Origin of the sequence: Vibrio sp. 10N.261.55.A10 (assembly GCF_041470825.1) — a bacterium.
Classification (GTDB): domain Bacteria; phylum Pseudomonadota; class Gammaproteobacteria; order Enterobacterales; family Vibrionaceae; genus Vibrio; species Vibrio crassostreae_C.
The window spans coordinates 177,235-201,944 of record NZ_JBFRNC010000032.1; the positions used below are offsets into that span (position 1 = coordinate 177,235).

Genomic DNA, 24,710 nt, shown 5'->3' on the forward strand with positions numbered 1-24,710 from the left:
TTTTCTAAAAGTTTCATGGCTCTCGACCTAATTTATCAGTGTGAACAGCGACCAACTTTTCAACTCTTTCATTGCTTAATATTTCCCTGTTCGATGAAAACTCAAAAAAATAATAGGGAAATACAATGCAAAAATTTAAGCTTTTGCCAATAACGGTCGCAGTGGCGGCATCGCTTGCTTCACTCTCTTCTTTTGCTGCTGATACTAATATCGAAGCATTAGAAAAACGAATCCAAGAGTTAGAATCTAAGGTTGTGGATATTGATTATGTTAATGATCAACAACCCGCAGTTTTAACAGCAGAAACTAAGGTGCCAGATGGCATCGTCTTCTCTGGTTATGCTCGTTACGGCGCTCATTACAAGAGCGGTGATGAGCGTTACGTAGACATCGGTACAACAGGTCGCTCTGTCGGTCGTTTGGGTAACGAAGCCAATGGTGGTGAGGTTCAGTTAGCTAAGCTTTTCCAAGCTGACAACGGTGCGATTTGGGACGTCGTATTCATGGCTGACCACTGGGAAGCAGACGCTTGGGCTGACGACGGCGGCTTGAGTATGAAAAAAATGTACGCTGGTGTAACCAATGTATTTGAAAGCCAACCAGAACTTTACATGTGGGCTGGTCGCGACTTCCATCAACGTCCGCAACAAGGTTTGAACGATTACTTCTGGATGACACACGATGGTCAAGGTGCAGGCTTTAACAACCTAGATTTCGGCGGCGCTAAGCTAGATATGGGCTTTGTTGGCCAAGTGAAAGGCGGCCTCGTAAATGACAATGGCCGATACGCCGTGACAGCGAAGCTACACAGTATTGACGCAGGTATTGGTAATCTGGATTTTTACGCGAACTACGGTTTTGCATCGAGCGAAGCGGATACGTCTACGACGACTGAGTACGTATACGATCCAGTGACAGATTCAATGCAGCCTGTCGTGACTCAAGGACAAAAAGTCAGTGATGAAACGGCATACCTAGTAGGTGCAACATTAGGCTTGGGTGAGTCTAACAAGTTAGTTGTTAAGTACGGTGACGGTGCAGATTCATCGGTATATGACCTTAAAGGTGATTACCAGACTTTGTATGCAAGTGTTGAGGGTAGCTACGCGGCATCTGAACAGTTCATCATTGATTACTTAGTGTCTTACAAAGACAATTCTGGCTCAGACTTAGATCGTGAGAATACTGAATACGCGGGTATCGTTCGTCCACAGTACCAATGGGATGATGTTCACTCCACATGGTTAGAAGCTGGCTACGGCATGGTTGATTACGATGACGACGGTGAAGAGAACGCGTGGAAAGTAACGCTGTCTCAAAACGTTTCTCTAGGTGGCTTACCTTGGAGTCGTCCAATGCTTCGCTTCTATACAACCGTGGGTGATGTAGAAACGAAAGGCAACACAGTGAAGACAACCAATGTTGATACATTGTCGTTCGGCGCAATGTTTGAAGCTTGGTGGTAATCACAGGTATAGAAAGCACTGCTCTTTGAATTTGGCATATTTTCAAGGAGCCATGCTTTCAAATATCTATGCTTTTTAAGAGCACGTAATACTGTCCATTTTAGCCCTAAAGGCAGATTGATTAGGGCACGTTTCAATTAACTCCATTCTTGGGCACATTTTTGTGCCCTTTTTTTCGCCACTAGATCAAGGAATAACGATGAGACTTTCTTCCATTGTGTCTCGAGTTTATTTAGGTTTCTTCACGCTGATAGTAATCATGCTGGGTAGCGCATGGTTGAGTATTAGCAGTAACAAGAACATAACCACACACATCAAAACCATAACTCAACAAGCCACCCCTTTAATGCTCCAATCCTCCACGCTCACTATTCGTTTTTTGGACATTAATCGCAGCACTACTCCCTATTTATCCGCCAATTACATTGATGAACTCGAACCACTAAAACAAACCGTCGTGAGTAACATCGAGCATTATCAGCAGCAGTTAAATTGGTTTGATGGGAAAGCTGAATCGGGCTCACCACTTGAACCCATACTCCAAAATATTGAAGAGACGGGCGTTGCCACCATCAATAAGGTAGAGCAGTCCTTGAACTTATACGTCTCTTATTTGGATAGTAAAGATCTCGGTTCGATGGAGCAGGAACAATTTCAATCTGTGGTAGGACAACTCAATAACACCTTGGTTAATCAATTGGCGAGTACGAGCTCGGGTAACACGCAAAAAGCGGTAGAAGCCTTGTTGGTTCAATTGAGCTTGATTGCGGCAGAAGCGAATGAAGCTTTCTCTCTGCAAACGTCATCGGAAGTTCGTGGTGTTGAGCGTCGTCTACAAAGTCGTAAAGAGCGATTCGAACAAGCTATATCAGACTTGGATAATCTGGACTCGTCTTTGCTACGCCGCAGTAAACAGTCTTTATCACTGCTCGCTTCACATGTATTTTCAGCGCAAGGATCTGTGTCAACTCATATGGAAACCGTAAAGTTAAATGAGGCTATCGCACAGCAGAGAGTGGAGGTCGAACAACTCATAGATGTGCAATTAATTCATTTCGATGAGCTTTCCATGTACGCGGAAGATACGGCTAAACGTTTATATCACGAGTCGATGGACTTCTCTCACCAAGCACTCTTGATGCAGGCCATCATTGCTATTGGGTCGGTTTTTATTGCGCTGCTAATCGGGCTGAACATCGCTAAAGGGATTCGTAAGCCAAGTAAATTACTGCAAAGTGCACTAGACCAAGTCGCCAAAAAAGACTTGAGCGTGATGGTTCAGTATAAAGCCAATAATGAATTTGGTTTGGTGAGCGATAAAGTCAATTTGGTGATCAGTCACCTAACCCAAATGATTGACAACATGCGCCACTCCTCAACACGTTTGAAGGAAGCTTCCCTTGAGAACCAAAGCACCAGTCGTTCTTTGAGTGAGGCGATGCAAGAACAAACCAATCAAACGGTGATGGTAGCGACAGCGATGGAGCAAATTGAGTGCTCAGTGACGGAAATTACTCAGGCGGCCAACCAAACTCTAACGCTAGTGACCGACGCGGTATCCAGTTCCAGTGATGGGCAAAAGACCATGGATAAAAGCGTCGAATTGATGGGCAGCTTAGAAAATAAGCTGGCGGAATCAACGGCGACCATTGGTCAGCTTGAAAGTGAAAGCGCCAGTATTGGGTCCATTCTGGATGTGATATCTGGGATCTCTGAGCAAACCAATTTACTGGCGTTGAATGCGGCAATAGAAGCCGCGCGAGCTGGAGAGCAAGGGCGTGGTTTCTCTGTGGTTGCGGATGAGGTTCGCGTGTTAGCGGCCAAAACTAATGCTTCTACGCAAGAGATACACAACAAGATCGAGCAGTTGCAAACTAGCTCTAAACTGGCGGTTGAACAGATCAATCAGTGCGTGGTGGGTATGGTTAAATGCGTAGAACAAACCGGCGAAGTTAATCACTCGATATCGACGGTGTCTGATCTTCTGAACGAAGTAGAGCAACGAAGTCATCAAATTGCGACCGTGACGACAGAGCATCAAGTCGTTGCCTCTCAAGTCACTCAAAATATCAGCCAGATACACACCTTGGCTGAAGATAACTCGCAACGTTCCCAAGTGCTTTTTCCCCACGGTCAACAGCTTGAAACCATGTCGCAACAGCAATTCTCACTAACTCAAGAGTTTAAGCTCGCCGATCAATCAGAAAATACGGTTTAGAGGAGACTCTACGCTCTTCCATGCCCAGTTTTTGCTGGGCATTTTTGTGTCGGGTTAACGGAGCACTAATGTGAGTGTTCATGAGATGAAATGTTCTCATACAATTTAGAAAGGCCATTGAAATAACAAGGTCACTTTCCCCGTGTATATTGCCGTCAGCTGCGGATTCATCATCAAATGACGTTTTCAAAAAATGGATTTAGGCGGACTTGTTTGATCTGACGAACAAGTAACCGAGCGCCATCTTGATAATATGAACAATAATCCCATGAAACAGTTTCATGGTGTGAAGGTAATCTGTAAGCGCTTTCATGATTTCCACAACTGGCCTTTTTACCTCCAACTTTAGTGTGATGACACTCACTTCAACCAAGACGCCTTTCTTTAATAATCGTTTTGTAAGCGGTTACAAGCTAATGAAGTATCGAGGTTCGAGTGGCAACAATTAAACACGTATCAGAACATGCAGGTGTGTCTCAGGCGACAGTGTCTAGAGTGATCAACGGCACTAGTAGAGTGAGTCATGACAAGAAATTAAAGGTTGAAAAAGCGATCAAAGAATTGGGTTATCGCCCGAACTCTATCGCTCAAGCCTTGGCTTCAAGTCGTACCGGAAGTGTGGGTGTTGTTGTTCCAGAACTTGGCGGCTCTTTCTATTCAGGCATTTTGCATTGCATAGAAGAAAACCTACGCCGCTTTGGTTACCACGCTGTGGTTACAGCGGGTTCGAACACCGAGCAAGGGCAGCGAGAGTCGGTGGAGTTTCTGTTGGGGCGTCGTGTTGATGCTTTGATTCTTCATACTCAACTGCTCAGTGATGATTATTTAATTGAATTGGAAGAACAGGGGACCCCTGTGGTTTTAATTAACCGCTTCATCCCAGAAATGGCGATGAGTTGCATTGATATTGATAACGAAGTCGGGGGGCTACTCGCTACTCAATATCTTTTGCAAAAGGGACATACAGATATCGCGTGTATTACCGGGCCTTTAGATAAAGCAGATGCTAGGGGGCGTTTGCAGGGGTATCGAAAGGCCTTGGAAGAAGCGGGTGTGCCATACGATGAAGCATTAGTCTCGGAAGCGGGCTTTACTGAAGAGACGGGCATCAGTGCTATGAAGAAGCTGATTAATCGTAAGTGTCATTTCACAGCAGTATTTGCTTCGAATGACCACATGGCATTTGGCGCCTTCGAGGTGTTGCATCAAGAGGGGCTGTCTGTTCCTAAAGATGTATCACTGGTGGGCTTCGATAACACCATCTTCGCGCGCTATCTGACCCCTAGTTTGACCACCATTAATTTCCCTATTGAAGAGATGAGCGTTGAAGCAGTACAGCTCACTCTACAGAAGCTAAAAAAAATAAAACATGACGTGAACTTTAAATTGCTGCCGACGTTGGTCACTAGAAACTCGGTATCGGATTTACCAGTTACCCTATAAAAATATTAAGGATAGAACATGAAATTTAAGACCTTAGCGCTTTCATGCGCGGTTGCTTTAGGATTAGGTACAACAGCTGCAAATGCAGCAGACAAAGAAATTCGTTTCGACGGTTTCCCTGATTTCGATAGCAGCCTGAAGGTATTACTGCCTGATTTCGAAAAGGAAACGGGGATTAAAGTTGATTACCTTATGAACAACCACGGTGACCACCACACGAAACTCACAACGAACCTTGCAACGGGTTCTGGTGCCGGTGATGTGATTGTTGTCGACGTTGAGAAAATTGGTCCATTTGTTGGATCTGGCGGCCTAGTTAACCTGTCTGAAAACTACGGTGCAGATAAATACGAAGAACGATTCGCACCTTACGCATGGGCACAAGGTAAAGGCGCTGACGGCGACATGTACGGCATTCCTGTCGACCTAGGTCCAGGTGTTATGTACTACCGTACCGACGTATTCGAAAAAGCGGGCATTGATGTAGAAGAAGCAATCAAAGATTGGGATTCATACATCGCTGCTGGTGAAAAACTGAAAGAGCAAAACGTACAACTTATCGCTTCGGCAGCCGACGTGGCACAAGCGATTATCTTCACGACCGTTCCTGAAGGTGAAGGTCTGTACTTCGATAAAGATGGCAATCCAGTGGTGACATCTGAGCGTTTTGTTCACGCTTTTGAAGTAGCAAAAGAGATTCGCGACAAAGGCTTAGACGGCCGCATTTTGGCTTGGTCTAACGAATGGTACGAAGGCTTCCGCAACGGCACATTTGCAACTCAACTTTCTGGCGCTTGGCTTCTTGGTCACCTAAACAACTGGATTGCTCCTGAAACCAAAGGTAAGTGGGCAGTAGAAAACCTACCTGATGGCATCTACGGCAGCTGGGGTGGTTCATTCCTTTCTATTCCAACTCAATCAGACAACCCAGATGAAGCTTGGGCGCTTATTGAATACATGACGACGGATCGTGAAGTACAGCTTAAACACTTCGAAACGATTGCTGCTTTCCCTGCGAACATCACAACGTATGACGATGAGCTTTTCCAAGAAGAGATGGAATTCCTAGGTGGGCAAAAAGCTCGTCTACTGTTTGCTGAAGTGGCACAGAACATCAAACCCGTCTCTCCAGCACAAGGCGACCACGTTGCACGTTCTATTATCTTAGAGAACGCATTGATGGAAGTACTTGATGAAGGTAAAGACATCAAGACTGCGCTTAAAGAGGCAGAGCGTCTAATCAAGCGTCGCACGCGTAATCTTTAATTTGTTTTTACTTTAAGTAAGTGAGGAAGCGTGGATAACGCGCTTCCTTTTTAAGAGGTCGTTACTATGAATCATACAGCGAGCACAACGATAGAACCTGCGGACAAAAGCCTTTTTTCTCGTCTAAATTTGAAAGCGCTTACACCGTATGGATTTCTTCTGCCGTTTCTGATCATTTTTTCTGTATTTGGGATCTTCCCGCTGTTGTTCTCTGTTTACCTGTCGTTCCACGAGTGGAACCCGGTAAGAGGCATGGATGCGATGGAGTTCGTTGGTTTTGAGAACTATCACATTGCTTTAACGGACCCATGGCTATGGCGTTCATTGAAGAACACGCTTTGGCTAGCGATCACTTCAGGCGTGGCTCAGCACTTAGTCGCTATTCCAGTGGCTTACATGTTGGTTTCAATGGGTGACCGTATGCGTCACTGGCTAACATCGGCGTACTTTCTACCGTTCATTACATCAACGGTCGCAGCGTCACTGATTTTCTTCAATATGTACTCTCCTAACTCAGGAATTATTAACCAAACGCTAATGGCACTAGCCGATAGCACGCTGTTTGGTTGGGCATTCGCTTGGGTTAACGATTTCCAACCCATCCGTTGGTTAGACGATGCCACTATGGTGAAGCCGTCTATCGCAATCATGGTTTTCTGGAAATACACCGGTTTTAACATCGTCCTTTACACCACAGGTTTAATGACGATTCCTAAAGACATCTTAGAAGCTGCACGTATGGATGGTGCCAATGCCTTCCGCCGCTTCTGGAACATTTCACTACCAATGATTCGTCCATTCATCTTCTTTGCTATCACGATGACCATCATCGGTAACCTGCAAATGTTTGAAGAACCGTTCGTACTAACACGTGGTACAGGTGGTACTGGCCAATCTGGTTTAACTATCTCGATGTACCTCTACAAAGTGGGTTGGGAATGGCTAGAAATGGGCACAGCATCTGCTATCTCGTGGTTACTGTTTGCACTCATCGCGACTTGTACATTGGTTCAATTTTTACTCTTCGGTAAGAAAGGCTTAGGGGAACATTAAGATGTCGACATCAATTAAGACAAATACCTCACCACTAAGTGGACTGATGCCAAGCGAACGCAGCATGTACATTCTGACTAAGATCTTGATGGTCATGTTAGGCATCTTACTGGTTGTTTCAGCGCTGATTACCGTCTTTCCATTTGTATGGTCGGCGCTGCTATCAACTCGTGACCGTTCTGAAATTTTCGGCACGGGCATTAGCTTTGCGATTGGCGATAGCCTGGCGATTAACTACGCCAAATTGCTTGAAATCATGCCGTTTTGGAAAGCGATGTTTAACTCGATTTACGTGGCTTTCTTAGGTACCACCATCTCGCTGCTGTTTTGTAGCATGGGTGGCTACGCGTTTGCTGTGTTTAAGTTCCGCGGTAAGAACGTGTTGTTCGGCATGCTGGTTGGCTCAATGGCGATTCCGCCTGTGCTTAGCTTGATTCCTTACTTCATGATCGTGAAATTCTTAGGCTTGTTGGATAACCACATGGCGGTATGGCTACCGTTCACCACCACACCATTTGGTATCTTCTTGATGCGTCAGCACGTGATTGCATCGATTCCAAAAGAGCTACTTGAAGCAGCGAAATTGGATGGTGCAGGTGAGTTCAGAACGTACTGGAGTGTGGTATTGCCACTGATGAAGCCTGCCTTAGCAACACTGGCTATCGTTCAGTTCGTTTTCTTCTGGAACATGTTTATGCAGCCTCTCGTGGTGCTAAACAACCCAGATAACTATGTTATTACGCAAGCACTTCGAAGTGTTCAAGGCATTCCGAATACGCCATGGGGCGCAGTAATGCTAGGCACCACAATTTCTATTTTACCACTCGTGATTACTTACTTGTTCGCATCGAAACAGATGATCAGTGGTTTAACGTCCGGCGCAGTCAAAGGTTAGGTTTAAGGGTTATAACAATGAATAAATATCAACTTCCAAGTGATTCAAAGTTACGCAGTAAGGAATTTGTATTCGGTGTCGCGACATCTTCATACCAAATTGAAGGCGGCGTTGAAGAGGGCGGTCGTACACCGTCTATCTGGGACACTTTCTGTAAGACGCCGGGCAAGGTCGATAACGGCGACAGTGGTGATGTGGCGTGTGACCACTACCACTTATGGAAACAAGATATCGAGATGATTCAAGGCTTAGGCGTTGATGCTTACCGTCTCTCTATTGCATGGCCGCGCATCCTGCCACAAGACGGTGTCGTGAACCAGCAAGGCCTAGAGTTTTACGGTCAGATCATTGACGAGTGTCATGCTCGTGGCATGAAAGTGTATGTGACGCTGTATCACTGGGATCTGCCGCAATACCTTGAAGATAAAGGTGGCTGGCTAAACCGCGAAACGTCTTACAAATTCGCAGAATACGCAGAAGTGGTGAGCAAATACTTTGGTGACAACATCGATGTGTACACCACGCTCAATGAACCGTTTGTGTCTGCATTCCTAGGCTACCGCTGGGGCGAACATGCGCCAGGTATCAAGGGTGAAAAAGAGGGCTATCTAGCATCTCACCACCTAATGCTGGCACACGGTTTGGCAATGCCGATCCTTCGTAACAATGCACCTCATGCTAAGCATGGTGTGGTATTCAACGCGACGCCAGCTTACCCGCTGACGCCACAAGACCAAGCGGCAGCAGACTACTGTGAAGCGGAAAACTACCACTGGTTCATCGACCCAGTATTGAAAGGCGAGTACCCACAGCTGGTGGTTGAACGCCAAGCGATGAACATGCCAATGATCCTTGAAGGTGACTTAGACATCATCAGCGCTCCGGTTGATTACATTGGCATCAACTACTACACACGCAATGTCGCTCGCTTCAATGAGAACGGCGATATTGAATCGGTGAAGCAAACAGATGCTGAACACACTTACATTGGCTGGGAGATCAACCCACAAGGTTTAACCGATTTATTGGTAAGACTGGATGCTCGTTACGAAAATATGCCACCTATCTACATTACAGAGAATGGTGCTGCAGGTAACGACGAGCGCGTTAACGGACAAGTGATGGATGACCAACGAGTTCGTTATTTCCAAGGTCATATCGAAGCGGTTCACAACGCCGTTGAAGCGGGTGTGAAAGTCGACGGTTACTTCGCTTGGAGTCTGATGGATAACTTTGAGTGGGCATTCGGTTACTGCCAGCGTTTTGGCATTGTCCATGTTGACTACACCACCCAAGAAAGAACATTGAAACAGAGCGCAATTGCGTACCGAAATATGCTGCTAGAGCGCGCTGAGGAGAACAGATAATGGCTAAAGTAGAATTTAAGAACATCAAAAAATCATTCGGTGATGTTGAAGTCGTCAAAGAGTTTGATTTTACGGTTGAAGACGGTGAGTTCGTGGTTTTCCTTGGCCCATCTGGCTGTGGTAAATCGACAACGCTACGCATGCTAGCTGGCCTTGAAAGCATCAGTTCTGGTGACATCGTCGTTGGCGGCAAGTTGATGAATAAAGTCGACGCGAAAGACCGTGACTTGGCGATGGTATTCCAAAGCTATGCTCTGTACCCGCACATGACGGTGTACGAGAACATCGCCTTTGCGCTAAAACTGAAGGGCATGCCAAAAGCAGAAATCGACGTAGAAGTATTAAAAGCGGCGAAAATGCTAGAGCTTGATCCGCTACTCAACCGTAAGCCAAAAGAGCTTTCTGGTGGTCAACGTCAGCGTGTAGCAATGGGCCGTGCAATGGTTCGTACGCCTAAGGTTTTCTTGTTTGATGAGCCGTTATCTAACCTAGATGCAAAACTTCGTGGCGTGATGCGTGAAGAGATCAAACACCTACACCGCGAGCTTAAAACCACTACGATCTACGTAACCCACGATCAGATCGAAGCGATGACACTGGCGGATCGCATCGTGATCCTGAAAGACGGCTATGTTGCTCAAGTTGGTACACCAACCGAGGTGTTCCAGCGTCCTGCAAACAAGTTTGTCGCGCAATTCATTGGTAACCCGTCAATGAACATGTTGGAAGCAAAACTGATTGAAAAAGAAGGCGAGTACTTCGTTGAAATTGGCGATGTTCATATCCCACTGCCTGAGCGCTTTAAGTCTCTGGCGTCTAAGAACCTAGCGCTGCATTTTGGTGTTCGTCCAACAGACATTCACCTACGTGCCGAGCAAGTTGACCACGACCGCGTGCTGCCATTCCCTGTGAAAATCAAAGACAAGGAATTACTGGGCGCAAGCATTCTTCTGAAAACAGAAATTGGCGGTCAATCGCTGATGGTTGAAACCCAAGCGGCTGAAGTCGATGTAAAAGATCTGACGCTTTACTTGGATTTGGATGCATTCCACTTGTTCGATGCTCTGAGTGAGAACTCGCTAGCGAGCTAGCCTGTCAATTTAAATCAGCCATGAGCTGACACCAACCAACTTACGACAAATTGTTTTGGCTCCTCCTGACTTGGGAGGGGCTAGGGATAGTGATGATGAAATTCGGATATTTTGACGATAAAAACAAAGAATACGTAGCAACCACACCGTGTACACCGATCAAATGGTGTAACTATGTCGGCACATTAGATTTCGGTGGCATTGTAGATAGCAACGGCGGCGTGTTGTTGTGTAAGGGGGATCCTGCACTCAACCGTATCACCAAGTACATTGCACAACTGCCAAATTCAGATTTTAAAGGCTCGACCATGTACCTCAAGGTACGTGACGAAGCGGGCAACGTAGAGGTGTTCTCACCTTTCTACACGCCAACCTTGAAGCCGTTAGATAAGTTCGAAAACCACACCGGTTTGTCATACACCACCATTATTGCAGAAGCCTTTGGTGTGCGTTGTGAAGCGACTTTCTTTGTACCAAAAGCTGACCAAGTACTGCTACAAGACATCAAAGTGACCAACATTTCAGACAAAGCACTGCATGTTGATGTGGTACCTGTGTACGAATTCACACACTTCGATGCACTCAAGCAGCTATTAAATGCCGATTGGGTTCCACAAACCATGACGCTTAAAGCGCATCAACAAGAATCGGGTCATACAGTGCTTGAGCAGTACGCCTTCATGAAGCGTGATTATGCGGTGAACCTGATGACAGCGGATCGCACTGCGACTTCTTTTGATGGTGATCGCCAATCGTTCTTAGGGAATTTGGGCTACGGCACATGGGCAGCACCAGAAGCACTAAACAATGATGAATTAGGCAATACTGAGTGTTTGCGTGGTGACAACATTGGCGCGCTTAACCTGCGTTTGGGTTGGTTATCTCCAGAGCAGACAGAACGTACGGTCGTACAAATCGCGCAAGAACAGAGCCTAGAAGCAGCATTGCCTCTGCTGGCTAAATATCGTGACCATCAAGTGGTCGATTCTGCTTTCGCTGAACTGGCTGAACATTGGGATGGTTACCTACAAGCAGTTCAGGTTGAAACGCCAGATCCTGCAATGAACTCAATGCTTAATGTACATAACCCACGTCAGTGTCACACCACTAAAAACTGGTCTCGTTACCTGTCTCTGTACCAGCTTGGCTATGGCGCACGTGGCATTGGTTTCCGTGATTCTTCGCAAGATACGTTAGGCGTAATTACTCACATGCCAGAAGAAGCGCGTGAGTTCATTGAGCGTCTGTTATCTGTGCAAAACACCAACGGTTCTGCGATGCACCAGTTCTTCCCATCAACCATGGAAGCGAACGCGGGTGACTCACGTGAAGAGGAAGATCGCCCTGATTATTACGGCGATGATCACCTGTGGATCATCTACGCGGTGACGCAATATGTGAAAGAAACCGGCAATGCAGACTTCTTGAATAAAGAGATCCCGTTCTATCAAAAAGACAAAGCGGGCAATCCAGTTGAAACGGGAACGGTTTGGAACCACCTGTGCCGCGCGATTGAATTTACTTATACCAATACTGGTGAGCACGGCCTACCGCTGTTAGGTTTCGCTGACTGGAATGACACGGTGAACCTGCCAACGGGTGCTGAGTCGATGATGGTCGCTAACATGTACGGTAAAGCCCTGCTTGATATGCTCGACCTCTGTGAGTTACGCGGTGAGGAACAGCTGACCGCTCAGTTCAAAGAGCAATACCAACAAATGCAGAGCACAGTGAATGAGTGCGGTTGGGATGGCGAATGGTTTGTGCGTTACTTTGATGAGCAAGGCCTGCCAATTGGTTCTCACAAGAATGAACAAGGGCAGATCTACACTAACGGTCAAAGCTGGCCTGTGATTTCTGGTTTCGCGACACAAGAACGTGCCACACAAGCGCTAGATTCGGTTTACAACAAGCTGAACACGACCAATGGTATCAAGCTTTCAACTCCAGGCTACAACGGCTTTGATCCACAACTTGGTGGCGTTTCGACATATCCACCGGGTGCGAAAGAGAACGGCGGTATCTTCCTGCATTCAAACCCATGGGTGATGATCGCGGAAGCGAAAATGGGCAACGGCGAGCGTGCTTATGAGTACTACCGTCAAATTAATCCGGCTTCTAAGAACGACGATATTGATACCTTTGAATCGGAGCCATACTGCTACCCGCAAAACATCTTGGGCGACGAACATAAACAGTTCGGCCTAGGTCGTAATGCATGGCTGTCGGGTACTTCATCTTGGACATACGTGGCAGGTACGCAGTGGATTCTAGGTGTTCGACCTGAAATTGATGGCTTGCTGGTGGACCCTTGTATTCCGGCAGAGTGGCCAGAGTTCAAAGTTCGTCGTCAGTTCCGTGGTGCGACTTATTATATTCATGTCACGAACCCGAATAACGTATGTAAGGGCGTGGTTGAGATGAAGGTCAATGGTGACCTGATTTCAGGCAACAAAGCACCGGTATTTACATCGGGTGAGCACACGGTAGAAGTGGTTTTAGGTTAACAAAGAGAAGGGCGCTTTATGCGCCCTTTATTGCTCTTTCGTTTGGTTATTTTGGTTGATAGGTGGCTTGGCATTGCCAAGTGAAGGTTTGAGACTGGTTCGGGCTAAGCGTTAATAAGCCAATCTGGTTATTGAATGCGTCGGCTGGGCAAGTCATTGGTTCTATTGCAATACTTTGCTCGCTCGTTGGCGTGTAAAGCTGAACGAATGGGTAGCTTTCATCTTGTTGGTAGCGAATTGCGGCAGACGAATCTGAGCGCGTAAACGCAAGTTGATTGGTTGTCTTGCAATCAAATTCAAAGCAATGATTTAAGCTTTGATTGGTGAGTGAATCGTCCAAAGACAAACGGTCAAAAGCGTGCTTTTCACCATTGGGTAGGTCGTTCTCATGTACGACCTCAGTGCAAGGCGACATAGTCAATTCACACTGTTCTAGGTCATTGCCGAGCGAGAAATAAGGGTGCCAAGCATCACCGAATGGGAAGGCGAAATCACCCAGATTAGAGACGGTCGTTGAGGAAGAGAGTCTACCCGTGATGTCGATAGTTAAGGTGACTTCAAGGTTGAACGCAAACGGGAAAGCAGGATGCAAAGACGACGTTTGATACTGCAACGTCACACTGGCAGATTTTTCAGTGGCTACGCTGTTTGTGATTGAAAAAGGTTGGTTGTAGAGCAGGCCATGTACGGCGTGATCAGACCAAGGGAAGTTAGCTGGGAGTTGATGGTTTTGGTTGTCGAAACTGTAGCGACCTAAGTTTAAACGATTTGGAAAAGGGAATAATTTAGCACTGCGGGAAAAGAACGGATGTTGGTTGATCAGTTCATCATAATTCTGATAGCCACAAATAAAAGAGAATGGACTGTTATTTACAATGTATTTATTTATAACAGCACCAAACCCATTGATTATTTGAAGTTCTATACCATGCTGCTGATTTATTAATGTGACAGAGTCAATATTTCCAAATTTTTCATTTATAATTTTAAACATGTTGATGTCTCCATTTTTGAAAGATATTAACAAGAAGAAAAAAATATTCAATGGCGGTTTTAACATGAATAATAAAATTCCATATACGAGCTACTCAGGAAATTCAGAACACTTGTGTAAAAAAGGTGATGCAGTTGAATTTATTCAACCTTGGTACACGCCAATTTCGACCACGCCAGAAAATACCGGTATGGCAGTCGGCGGAATTGGTAACACATTTACACTCACACCAAACGGCAACACGCCTAACTTCAGCTTTATTCCGGGAATCTTTGTCGATTGTTCAGAGCAAGTTATTAATTTTAATGATTTTTATGCGTCAGTGATGAATGTGCCAACCATCGACACGCTGCAAGTTCTTAATGAACAAGAGCTAAGCGTTCACCTGAACTTCTATCCTGCTTTGTTTGATGGCAAAAAGATTGAAAGTAGAGAAATGTCGAATGCGATTAGTCTCATTCAAACAGCATTAAAAAATGGTCGCTTCTACCAAGAAAATAAAGCTAACTTTACAAAATGGAACGTTGAATTTTCAAATAAGACTCAATTGTTGATTGAAGAAGATTCAGGTTCAACTATTTGTCAATTATATGTAGCCTTAGATTTCTTTAATGGTTTATTAATAAATGATACAACGAGATTATTATCACTTACTGCGGGTGATAATAATGATATGGATAATATCAATGGCCGTGATATAGATAGTGTTAATGGCAAGGATATAGAATATCAAGCTTTGTATCCATTAGCTGAATATAAATACAGTAGCTTCGAAGATATTAATATAAAGCGTAAGGTCGTCTCTCCGATCGTTAAAGAGAACAAACGCCTTTGCTCTTTACCGATGCACTGGAATCACTTCGAATTAACCAATAACTCATCGCAACCACGCGTGATTACGCTTGCTCAGCCGCTTCAAAACTTGATTGGCTCAACCTACCAGAAAGGCCGTGATGGTATTCAGGATTCGGCATGTACCTTGTCTCAAAATCCGATTGCTCAGCAGCATGAAGTGGTTAACTTAAAGGGTGAAAGCGGCAGCTTTACGGGTGTTCAATTGTCTAGCCAATCGCCTTATCAAAGCGATATTGAAGGCGAAGTGGTGTTTGGTGTTCAAGCAGATAACCATTTGACTGAATCTGGTAAGGTTGCGATTTCTGTCAAACCAACGCTTTATACCTCTAAGACTGCTCAGCAAACAGAGTTCGCACTGAAAACAGGCCGTACCAACGCGGAATTCCAAACCGGCATTTACACAGGACGTGAAGCGTTGAGCGCATTGGTGGTGGTTCAGGTTGAATTGGAACCTGGCGAGTCTGTTGACCTGCGTTTTGCACAGGTGATGGCACACAGCAAAGTCATGCTTAATGGTTGGCACTCAGATAAGGCTTACACGCAATTCTACCCGCAAGTAAAGCCTGCATTACCTATGTTAGAAGACATGTTGCCTAAGCTCGAAGCGATTGAGCAGCAGATCGTCGCACAACAAACCGCTTTCCTAGAGCAAGCTCAAAGCAAGATCTCGCAGCCTGAATCGGCACTTCGCTATGCAACGATGGCGATGAACTCATTGTCGTTCTTGGCGGAATCAACGGTATGGGACAAAGAAGATAAGTTCTTGGTAAAAGAGTGTGTCGACTACCCATTCTTTAACTCTCTGGATGTGTACTTCTACGGATCTTTCTCTCTGCTTTATTTATTGCCTGAGCTTGATGGCTGTGTGATGAAAGAGTTTTCTAAGGCCATTTTGGCGGAAGACTTCACTCAGCGCCGCTACTGGGAATACGAAGCGACGCCTAATGCCGAATTGATTGATGAAAAGTATCAAGGTGTACGTGCTATTCGAGGTGCGGTAATCCACGACTTAGGCAGCCCATTCGACATTCAGCCCGATGCTTACAGTTGGCACAACGTGAAAGAGTGGAAGGACTTAGCGCCGAAATACATTCTGATGGTGTACCGCCATTATCAAAACACCCAGGATCTCTCTGTGGTTAATGAGTGCTGGCAAGCGGTAACTGAAAGCATCGATTTTTTATCGAATTTGATTGCTGAGGGTGACGATTTACCATTAACCCGAGGCACAGACGATACCTTTGATAACCTAGCTTCTCACGGCATCTCTATTTATTGTGCGAGCCTGTGGGTTGCTGGCCTGCAAGCCGCGAGCGAACTTGCACAATTGATGGGTGAAAGCGAGCTAGCTAGCGGTTACTTAACGCGTTCTAAAAAGGCGTTGGCAACCGTTGAGCAAAGCTTGTGGGATGACAAAGAGGGTTACTACCACTTCTTCGTGACGCCAGTTCAAGCCAAGCATTTAACAGGTGAAGGCTATCAAGCTCTGGAAACCTTAGGGCTTTCATTGACTGGCGATGCGATTGCTGACAAGAACACGCTCAATACCTATCTCAATGAAAGGGATACTTCCATTAGCATCAGTAAAGTATCTCAAAGAGTCTCTAAGAAACGCTTGCTGAGTGAGACGGCGCCACAAGCCTTTACTCAAGAATACTTAGATTTAGTGCCAGATTCTGACAACAGTTTTGGTGATGCCTTGTTGGCCGACAGCTACCTAAAGCTCATCGGCTTAGACGGTATTTTCCCGCAAGAGAACATCCAACGCGCACTAGACTATGTTTATAAGCACAACTTTGAGATTAACAGCCCTAAGCTTGGGGTTGCGAATATGACGTTGGCCGATGGTTCGCCGCATGAAGCGTTCCAAGCACAAGACGTATGGATTGGTGTGCAGTTTAGTGTCGCAACGGCGTTGAGTCTGGCGGGTAAATCTCAGCAAGCAGAAACATTGATGGATACCGTGTATACCGCGCTGTATGACTATTCAAAAATTCCATTTGCAGCGCCAGAAGGGTTCAACTGCTCTGTGTCTGTCAATGAGAAAGATCTTATGGAAGTCTTTAAGTTGACACAAAATGATGCGAAAAACTGGCTAAGTGTACTTAAATGTCAAAACTGTGTGCTGTCTGACGGTCGGATTAATCCAACCTTGACGAAAGATACTGATAATTTTGTTAAAATGGTGAGCGGTGAAATCCCGCTAGAAAAGCTGGCTGGCTTGCACAAATGGCTACTGAGCACTGGCTTGAAATATACGGCTGGTCGCTACTTTAGACCGGGGATGATCTTCGCCTACTTGTATTAACTTAATGACACGATTTTCAGCTAAAGCAGTGGTATGCAGGTTGAAACTGATGGGGAGCTTAAAGCTCCCCGAATGTCACTTGATTAGGGATTCGAGATGCGCACTAAAACAAAAAAAACAACAGTATACGATGTAGCAAGACTGGCTGGCGTTTCTCCCAGCACCGTGTCTCGCTTCCTTAATCGAACCACTTATGTGTCTGATGATAAAAGCCAAAACATTGAGCAAGCCATTAAAGACACGGGCTACAAACCTAACTTCCAAATGCAAGAAAACACCAACCGACGCTCGCTCACTATTGGTGTCTTGGTGCAACACCCTGATAGCCCCTACACCAGTCGTATCCTCAACGACATGGAAAAAACGCTGATCGCTCAAGGCTATTCGTTAGTGATCGCGACAGGGCATTGGCAGAAAAAGTTAGAAATGCACGCGTTGGAGTATCTCGCAAAAAGCAACGTGGATGGCATGATCATCGTGACAGGAAGCATTACTCAGGAAGAAATTGCCAAGTATGCACAAGACATTCCTATCGTGATGGTTGGCTACGATTTTGTTGAGAATAACGTCCGCTCCATCAACATTGATAACGTGTTGGGCGGCTACATGGCAACCTTACATTTACTGCAACAAGGGCATGTGAATATTGCTCATATTAAGGGGCTTTCAAGTCAACCTGATTCGGGAAATCGCTTTGAAGGCTATAAGAAAGCACTTCAAGAGGCGGGCATTAAAGTGATGCCAAAACTCGTTAAACAAGGTGATTTCAGTAGTGAATCTGGTTATGAGAAAACCGTTGAATTGATAGAGTCGAAGGTTCACTTCTCCGCCTTGTTTGCTGCAAATGACCAAACGGCTTACGGTGCGATTAAGGCGCTGTCTGACCACGGTTATAAAGTGCCAGAAGATGTGTCTGTGATTGGCTTTGATGACTTGCCGACGTCTAAGTATTTCACGCCAGCCCTGACGACGCTGAGACAGCCGATTGAAGAGATTGGTGAAGTGTGTGCTCAGTCGATCTTGAACTTGTTATCTGGCGAACGGCATGAAGCTCGACTGCCACCCATTGATCTAATCGTCAGAGAGTCGACCAAGTCTCTGTATCGTTAATTTCAAGACAAGCATCAAGGTGTGCGCCCGTGATGATTCGCTTCGGGACAAAAGCAAGTTTGAGAACAGCAGAGTGAAGGCTTTCCAAGCATACGATTCAAGCCGGATAGAAGTAGTCAGGATAGTTTTGAAGTAACCTACAGGTCCTCACCGGAGTAGCAATATCGCCCAGCATCTTCATCACTCATCCAGTAATTATCAATATAGATCCTTGCGCTTGAAGGAGACGAGTCATGTTCATTTTTAAACACTAAAACGTCTTGAAATCCATATTGACGCAGATTGCCTTTGATGTAAGAGCCTGAATTCAAGCCAGAGTATGGAGGGTAGGCCTCAGCTAATAACCAACCCTTTGATGTATTAATCGCCATGTGATCATTTTCACATTCATAATGGTCATTTGCTATATATCCCCATTCTTCACTAGCATAGATCTTTGTGGCACCAACGCAGAACAAAAGAGCAATAATAGCTTTGATTGTAGAGTTTTTCATAATAATCTCATATGTAGAATTGAATGGATTGGCACGCGCTAACCATTCTATCTCACTTTCCGCAGACTTAAATTATCACTATCTTCTGGTGCATCGCTCATTCAAATATCTCCATCTTTCTCGCAATCATTTGCAAGAGGACATTTGAAAAAAGCTAGTAACTTCTACGGGGCAATAGTGATCATTTTTGTAATTATTTTCATCTGGTTACACGAATCGATCTGGGACAAAAGCGTCTTAGTTTAAAAGAAACTTAGGTGGTTCAATTAAGAGAGGTTCTAAAACGTTATAGGCTCTCTCTTTGGCTTTTTGGGTCGCGTTTTCAGCTGTTGCCGCTAGGATGATATCTCGTTCTTCTGCTGTAACGATAACAGTGAAAAAAATCGCTTCGAGGACTCTATATGGATATTGATTGGGATTGCCTTTAACAACCGAAAACGGGAACATTTTCGTTAAAGACATCAATTCTTGTGAGGCTCGAGTAGCGCGGGTGCCTAGTATAAAACCTATCGTTTGTGCGTAATCTTTGATCGTTGTGAAAGCAGTGTCATTGGCACTTTCTTCGACAATCACACCAAAATCTTTCCAGTTAACAAACGTCAGATCTTCAATTCTCTCAAACATTTATTAGTTTCCTCTATAGACCGTCATTTATAATCACATAAGCTATTAGGCTAAATGTCTCCATATGGATACACTGTCCCATGAGTTTTTAACCGAATCAATAATCATGAATTCTTTATCTTTAACAAAATTACAGGCAGATTTGCTAGCAAGTAGATTAGAAAAATCCGGGTACACTTCATCGGAAAGGAAAATGTACGTCCGTTATTCTACATCCATTCGAGGAGACTCGGTATTCATACATCACAGTCTAGATGTCATTCGTTGCCGAGTTAACACTGCTGCGAGTGGAGTGCTAGAGTCAATGTTTGGAAAACCCAATGGTAAAACCCCAGAGAGTCAGGATGACGGTAGGATGTTGAGCTGGTTTTTTAATGGGTATACGGGAAAGTCGACGACAACTCTTTAGTACTTATAGGGTGAGGTTATTTGTATCGCCCCACAGTCTAGACTGATGCCACTGTTTGGGATAGAAGCGAGATGTCCATAGCTAACAGCTTTCCTGCTTCAAATGTGGAAGGTCACTTACAAAACGTGGGGCACAGATTTAGAACTTCACTTTTACTGTTTCACATCTGCCTTCAGTATTTACACCACCCTTATCGTCAAAAATTACAATATTACCGCTCGTACGTTCGATCACCATTTGTCTGATAGCTTTAGTAAAGTAGTTTCCCGTGTACTCGTAACCGTATTCACTATACAGGACAATACGGTCTGGCTTCATTTCGTACCTCCATGGAAGAGTAACCGTCGACGTCAATCCCATGTGCTCATTTTCTAGCCTTTTACCATCTATGGCTACAGTATGAACCCATGCATGCTGGAGTTTAGCTAACCACTAAGTTTGCAGCATAACGGTTGGTTCATCATTACCGTGCTTAACTCTGAATACTAATGGCGGGACTTCAATAACTTTATCATCATGCGTCATGTAAGTTGACTTTTCTATTTCGCACTCTAGGTAAGGGGTTTTCTCTGCTTGAGCTGAGGCTGAGAATAAGGTTAATACACTGATTAAAAAGAGTTTTTTTACAATAATGTACTTCTGGCAATGATTCTTCTAAGAGGCTTAGTTGAAAGCCTAACATAGTAAGATTTGTTTGAGTTAAGCCTGAAATATCTTGTAGTAATTTGTTATTGCAATACTACTGACCTGTTGGGAAATAAGAGCATAAGCAAATCTAAATGGAACAAGAGCGCCTTAGTGCGACTACTCTAAAACGCTTCTGCCCCGAAACGTGTTTAGGTACCAGTAACATTCATGAGAATAATTTGGGAAACAAGCTGTTGTCCAAATGTGAGCTACTACTTTTTGCCACTCAATTCTCGGGTGCACAATTCGACTAAAATTCAGCAGTTATAAATGGCGGGGTGATTGTAGAACCTGCAAATTATTGGGGTGAATGCATTTTACCTTGCTAATTGTATTCTTTTTCAGCGTAGTTTCTAATTTTTGTCATAATATTAGAAATAACATCATGCTGCTCTAGTGAGGGTGAGAAGAATATACCAATGTGGTAATCAAGGCTATTCACTAATTCGAATACATCTAACTCCACGATTGAATCTTTCGAATAGTGTTTTTCTACATGTTCAGTTGGTAAAACAGCCCACCCATCCTTCTCTAGTAACTCAATTAAAACGTCCTTAGTACTGACTAACTGATATTGAGGAGAGATATTTGACCCTTGAATCGAGGCATTGAAGTAGTGCTCGTAGATAAATTGTTTCTCCAGTTTCAAATCAGAAATTTTTACCATCCTATTTGCAAGGTGACTTTTTGCTCCGGCATAGACTTTGTGTTGTATTCGGCCAAGATTTATATAATTAACTTCATTTTCTGGTTGAACTAACATCTTGATTGTCATTAATGCTAGATGAGCTTGACCACTAATCAGCTCGTCAATGGTTTCTTTTCGGCCTCGATGCAACCAGTTTAATTGGATGTTTGGGAAGTCTTTGCTTATGGCTGAGTTGATATGATGAATCAATGATATAGGAATGGTGGTGTCATGGTTAATATTGATGATGAGTAAGTCATTGTTAAAGGAGTTAAGGGCTGTAAGTTCAAACTCTTCTATTTGCCTTACAATTATTTTTGCCCTTGGGTATAGTTTTTTTGCGGCTAAAGTCGGTAGAGTTGAGCGGCCTTTCATTTCAAATAAAGGCAACCTCATGTTGTCTTCCATAACTGAAATATGTTCACGGACAGTTGTTCTGTCTCGATTTAAAAATCTAGCCCCTGCACTAAACGAGCCTTTATCGAAAACTGCACAAAAACTAACTATTTGATCTTTCGTGAACATATGTAGTCCCATTTAAATAATCTATACACAGGGGGGGATTCCCCCTCAAGTGCGTCTTTTTACTATAGCACTCTCGTAATAAGCTTTATATCGAAAATCATAAACTTTTATGCGAGGTCAACTATGTCAAAATTTAAAGCAGGACTACCGATTGCTATCCTAAGTAGTGCGGTAATTGTATTCTCTTCCCAAGCTAGTTCCGACTTGGGTTTCAAAATGACGCCTAAGGTAACGTATGGGTTTGGTAATGTCACAACCGATGAGATAGTTCATTCAAGAGAGTTGTGGATGAACGTATTTGAGCCTACAGACAAGAGTCATATTAAAGAGACAGCTATTGTGATGACATTTGGCGGTGCGTTTCATCAAGGTTCGCCCGATTTAAGCTTCAATGTTGGCGGTGCGCAAGATACTTCTATGAATGACTATTGCCAAAGGTTTGCAAAACAAGGGTATGTTTGTTTTGCAATAGATTATCGATTAGCTCCCGAAAATCCATTACCGACAGGCATTGGTTACACGGCTGAAGATTTGGACCTTGAAAGTATTAGTTCAATGTCTCAGCAAATTAACCTAGTTAGACACCAATTAGGATATGACCAGCTAGACTTCAATAACCCTTCTGAGAAATCGATCATTGATAAAGCGATTTTATCTGCTGCTGAAGACTTACGTAATGCGGTTGGTTATATCAAAGAAAACTCGAATGAATATGGATTCAATTCATCAAAGGTAGTATTGGGAGGATTCTCTGCTGGCGCTGTAACTAGCTTGAATGTTGCTCATGGAATGAAGTTACCTGTTGCTGGTACGTTCATGCTTTCTGGTGGTCCTGCTGGCTTTGACATCATAAAGAACACTACCAATTTTGAAGCATCTAGCCCTGTATTACTCTTTCAAGGGCAGAATGATTTGCATGCTGCATTCTCGATCAATCCACCTCTGCTTGAACACTATAAACAAGAACAAATTGAAAACACGTTTGCTTGGGTACCAGGGTTTGGACATTTCTATCCTGCGGAGGCTGTTAGCTTATCTGGTGACGGAATGAGAATGTCAGTAGAGCAACGCATTATGAACTTCGTAAGTAACATTGACCAAAGAAGTAACTAGAACTTTCCCATTGATAGATTAAAAAAGCAGGCAGGATGCAAGCAGTGGGAGTAGCTTCCCATAATCTTAGAGGTATGCAATATCAAAATTCATCAAACAACGTTGACATATGAACAGATCCCTAGCGTCTATGCCTTGTTAGAATCTGAAATATTTATGTGGGTCGTAACCACTGCTACTGTTTTACTATTTGTTTGGATCGCAGCGAAGTTATGGCATATCCATTCAATCCCTAAGAAGTTAGCTAAAGAAAAGAACCTGTCACAAGCTAAGTTTGTAATTTGGTTATGTCTTTTGGGGTTGATCTGGAAGCCATTATGGGTTGTTGCCGTATTAACGATAGTCATTGATTGGGATAAATTTCAACTTTGGATAAAGGAGGCTAGGTCATGAAAGAGATTATGGTTCCTTACCTTTTGTTAGTGTGGTTACTGTTTAAATTTAAGATACTAAAACGAACACCGAAAAATTATTTTTGGACCACGTTTGTAGGGGTTGTATTACTACTGATTTTATTTGTATCTCACCGCTTCTATTCTCCTGCCGATTTGACTAACTCAACAACAGTCAAAGCGCCACATGCGATTGTTGCGCCTCCGTTCGGTCAGCAGATAGATACTATCTATGTTGAGCACAATCAGGTGGTAGAAAAGGGAGAGATTCTTTATACCCAAAGAGACGACAAATTAACCTCGATTAAAACAGGGTTGAATGCGAGTAAATTAGAGTTAGCTCGTTCGATAGAAGCGCAAGAAATCAAGCTTGCACAGGCTATGAGAGACCATAAGAGAAATTTGGGGTTGGAACATCATGCGACAGCAAGGGATGTGGAATTATCTTCGGATATGATAGCTACAACTAAAGCCGATATAAACGTGCTTTACGCAAAGCATGAAGGATTAGAAGCGAAGTTAGGGGATGTCGAATTTGAATTGGATAGGTTGACGGTACGAGCACCATTTAAAGGCATGGTTACTCATGTCTACATTGCTAATGGTTCTCGTGTTGGCGGTTTGCATTTATGGGATATTGAAAATAAGTTCGTCGAAATGCGAATACCAGAACAAGCTTACCAAAACATTAAAAGGGGGCAGTTTAGCGAATTCTATGTAGATGCTTACCCAGCTCAGGTATTTAGAGCGCGAGTTCATAGCATTGTAGAGGCTACTGGAGAAGCTCAGGGGAACTTGATGCCGGTTGAGCAAATGGTATCTGGCCACATACAAAGAGGGGCTGCTCCAATTGGACGGACAGTAATATTAGAAGTTGATAGTAAAACTATGGATATGCTCCCTATAGGAAGTACTGGCACAGCATGGATTAGTGCTAAAAAACCTCATAGCATATTAGGCTTCATGGATATCATTGGCGCCGCACATGTAAGATTACAATCCGTAAAATCCATACTTTTTGCTTTATAATATAACTCGACAATTTACCTTTATTGTCTCTCCATGAAACAGTCCACTGTAATAAGTTGGGCTGTTTTTATTTCTATTATTAGTGAATAGCGAGGTCTTGATGATTTATCATTACACCAGAGATCGATGTACCAATTACTATTAAGCCTACAAGAGTTGCTAGGGCGTGTTGATCT

Annotated in this window: 18 protein-coding genes; 13 read left to right on the forward strand and 5 right to left on the reverse strand. The window is 44.1% G+C overall.

Going from position 1 to position 24,710, the window contains the following annotated elements; all coding sequences use genetic code 11:
- Positions 1-125 precede the first annotated feature (125 nt).
- The 9 genes from AB4274_RS11550 (at position 126) to AB4274_RS11590 (ending at position 13,306) form a co-directional block, all read left to right on the forward strand.
- Positions 126-1,466: a carbohydrate porin gene (locus tag AB4274_RS11550; RefSeq protein ID WP_017092331.1), complete on the forward strand. Its 1,341-nt coding sequence runs from the start codon at positions 126-128 to the stop codon at positions 1,464-1,466.
- A gap of 199 nt (positions 1,467-1,665) precedes the next feature.
- Positions 1,666-3,684: a methyl-accepting chemotaxis protein gene (locus tag AB4274_RS11555; RefSeq protein WP_372112096.1), complete on the forward strand. Its 2,019-nt coding sequence runs from the start codon at positions 1,666-1,668 to the stop codon at positions 3,682-3,684.
- Between the two features lie 435 nt (positions 3,685-4,119).
- Positions 4,120-5,127, forward strand: coding sequence for a LacI family DNA-binding transcriptional regulator (locus tag AB4274_RS11560; RefSeq protein ID WP_009846150.1), 1,008 nt, complete (start codon positions 4,120-4,122; stop codon positions 5,125-5,127).
- Between the two features lie 18 nt (positions 5,128-5,145).
- A complete protein-coding gene (locus AB4274_RS11565) occupies positions 5,146-6,393 on the forward strand; it encodes an ABC transporter substrate-binding protein (RefSeq protein ID WP_017083012.1) in 1,248 nt (415 codons plus the stop codon).
- Between the two features lie 66 nt (positions 6,394-6,459).
- The gene (locus AB4274_RS11570) at positions 6,460-7,446 is read left to right on the forward strand and encodes a carbohydrate ABC transporter permease (protein ID WP_009846152.1); all 987 of its coding nucleotides are present in this window, start codon (positions 6,460-6,462) and stop codon (positions 7,444-7,446) included.
- A 46-nt stretch (positions 7,447-7,492) separates the two neighbouring features.
- A complete protein-coding gene (locus AB4274_RS11575; protein ID WP_017077012.1) occupies positions 7,493-8,341 on the forward strand; it encodes a carbohydrate ABC transporter permease in 849 nt (282 codons plus the stop codon).
- A gap of 17 nt (positions 8,342-8,358) precedes the next feature.
- Positions 8,359-9,708, forward strand: a complete 1,350-nt coding sequence (locus AB4274_RS11580) for a GH1 family beta-glucosidase (RefSeq protein WP_104215568.1) — start codon at positions 8,359-8,361, stop codon at positions 9,706-9,708.
- Positions 9,708-10,799 carry an ABC transporter ATP-binding protein gene (locus AB4274_RS11585; RefSeq protein WP_372112098.1) on the forward strand — a complete coding sequence of 364 codons (1,092 nt, stop codon included), beginning with the start codon at positions 9,708-9,710 and terminating at the stop codon, positions 10,797-10,799. The genes AB4274_RS11580 and AB4274_RS11585 overlap by 1 nt, the downstream gene beginning before the upstream one ends.
- Before the next feature lie 92 nt (positions 10,800-10,891).
- Complete coding sequence (locus AB4274_RS11590) at positions 10,892-13,306, forward strand: GH36-type glycosyl hydrolase domain-containing protein (RefSeq protein ID WP_372112100.1); 2,415 nt, start codon at positions 10,892-10,894, stop codon at positions 13,304-13,306.
- Between the two features lie 46 nt (positions 13,307-13,352).
- On the opposite strand, the gene AB4274_RS11595 is transcribed toward AB4274_RS11590, so the two are convergent.
- Positions 13,353-14,300: an aldose 1-epimerase gene (locus AB4274_RS11595; protein ID WP_372112101.1), complete on the reverse strand. Its 948-nt coding sequence runs from the start codon at positions 14,298-14,300 to the stop codon at positions 13,353-13,355.
- A 64-nt stretch (positions 14,301-14,364) separates the two neighbouring features.
- On the opposite strand from AB4274_RS11595, the gene AB4274_RS11600 reads away from it, so the two are divergent.
- Together AB4274_RS11600 and AB4274_RS11605 are read left to right on the forward strand one after the other, a co-directional pair.
- Entirely contained in the window at positions 14,365-17,463 is a 3,099-nt protein-coding gene (locus AB4274_RS11600; RefSeq protein WP_372112103.1) for a GH116 family glycosyl hydrolase, read from the forward strand.
- Positions 17,464-17,559: 96 nt separating this feature from the next.
- Positions 17,560-18,573 (forward strand): LacI family DNA-binding transcriptional regulator, encoded by a 1,014-nt coding sequence (locus AB4274_RS11605; RefSeq protein ID WP_004732795.1) that lies wholly within the window; start codon positions 17,560-17,562, stop codon positions 18,571-18,573.
- 137 nt (positions 18,574-18,710) lie between these two features.
- Here AB4274_RS11605 and AB4274_RS11610 read toward each other — a convergent pair whose 3' ends face one another.
- The 4 genes from AB4274_RS11610 to AB4274_RS11625 form a co-directional block, all read right to left on the reverse strand.
- The gene (locus tag AB4274_RS11610) at positions 18,711-19,067 is read right to left on the reverse strand and encodes a hypothetical protein (RefSeq protein ID WP_372112105.1); all 357 of its coding nucleotides are present in this window, start codon (positions 19,065-19,067) and stop codon (positions 18,711-18,713) included.
- A 237-nt stretch (positions 19,068-19,304) separates the two neighbouring features.
- A complete protein-coding gene (locus AB4274_RS11615) occupies positions 19,305-19,691 on the reverse strand; it encodes a hypothetical protein (RefSeq protein WP_102257652.1) in 387 nt (128 codons plus the stop codon).
- Between the two features lie 547 nt (positions 19,692-20,238).
- Positions 20,239-20,418 (reverse strand): hypothetical protein, encoded by a 180-nt coding sequence (locus tag AB4274_RS11620; RefSeq protein ID WP_102257651.1) that lies wholly within the window; start codon positions 20,416-20,418, stop codon positions 20,239-20,241.
- Positions 20,419-21,112: 694 nt separating this feature from the next.
- A complete protein-coding gene (locus AB4274_RS11625; RefSeq protein ID WP_372074983.1) occupies positions 21,113-22,000 on the reverse strand; it encodes a LysR family transcriptional regulator in 888 nt (295 codons plus the stop codon).
- Positions 22,001-22,123: 123 nt separating this feature from the next.
- Here AB4274_RS11625 and AB4274_RS11630 point away from each other — a divergent pair, with 123 nt between their 5' ends.
- Both AB4274_RS11630 and AB4274_RS11635 read left to right on the forward strand, forming a co-directional pair.
- On the forward strand, positions 22,124-23,113 hold the full coding sequence (locus AB4274_RS11630) for an alpha/beta hydrolase (protein ID WP_371713928.1): 990 nt from the start codon (positions 22,124-22,126) through the stop codon (positions 23,111-23,113).
- A gap of 389 nt (positions 23,114-23,502) precedes the next feature.
- Positions 23,503-24,534, forward strand: coding sequence for an HlyD family secretion protein (locus tag AB4274_RS11635; RefSeq protein WP_372112107.1), 1,032 nt, complete (start codon positions 23,503-23,505; stop codon positions 24,532-24,534).
- The last annotated feature ends 176 nt before the right edge of the window (positions 24,535-24,710 follow it).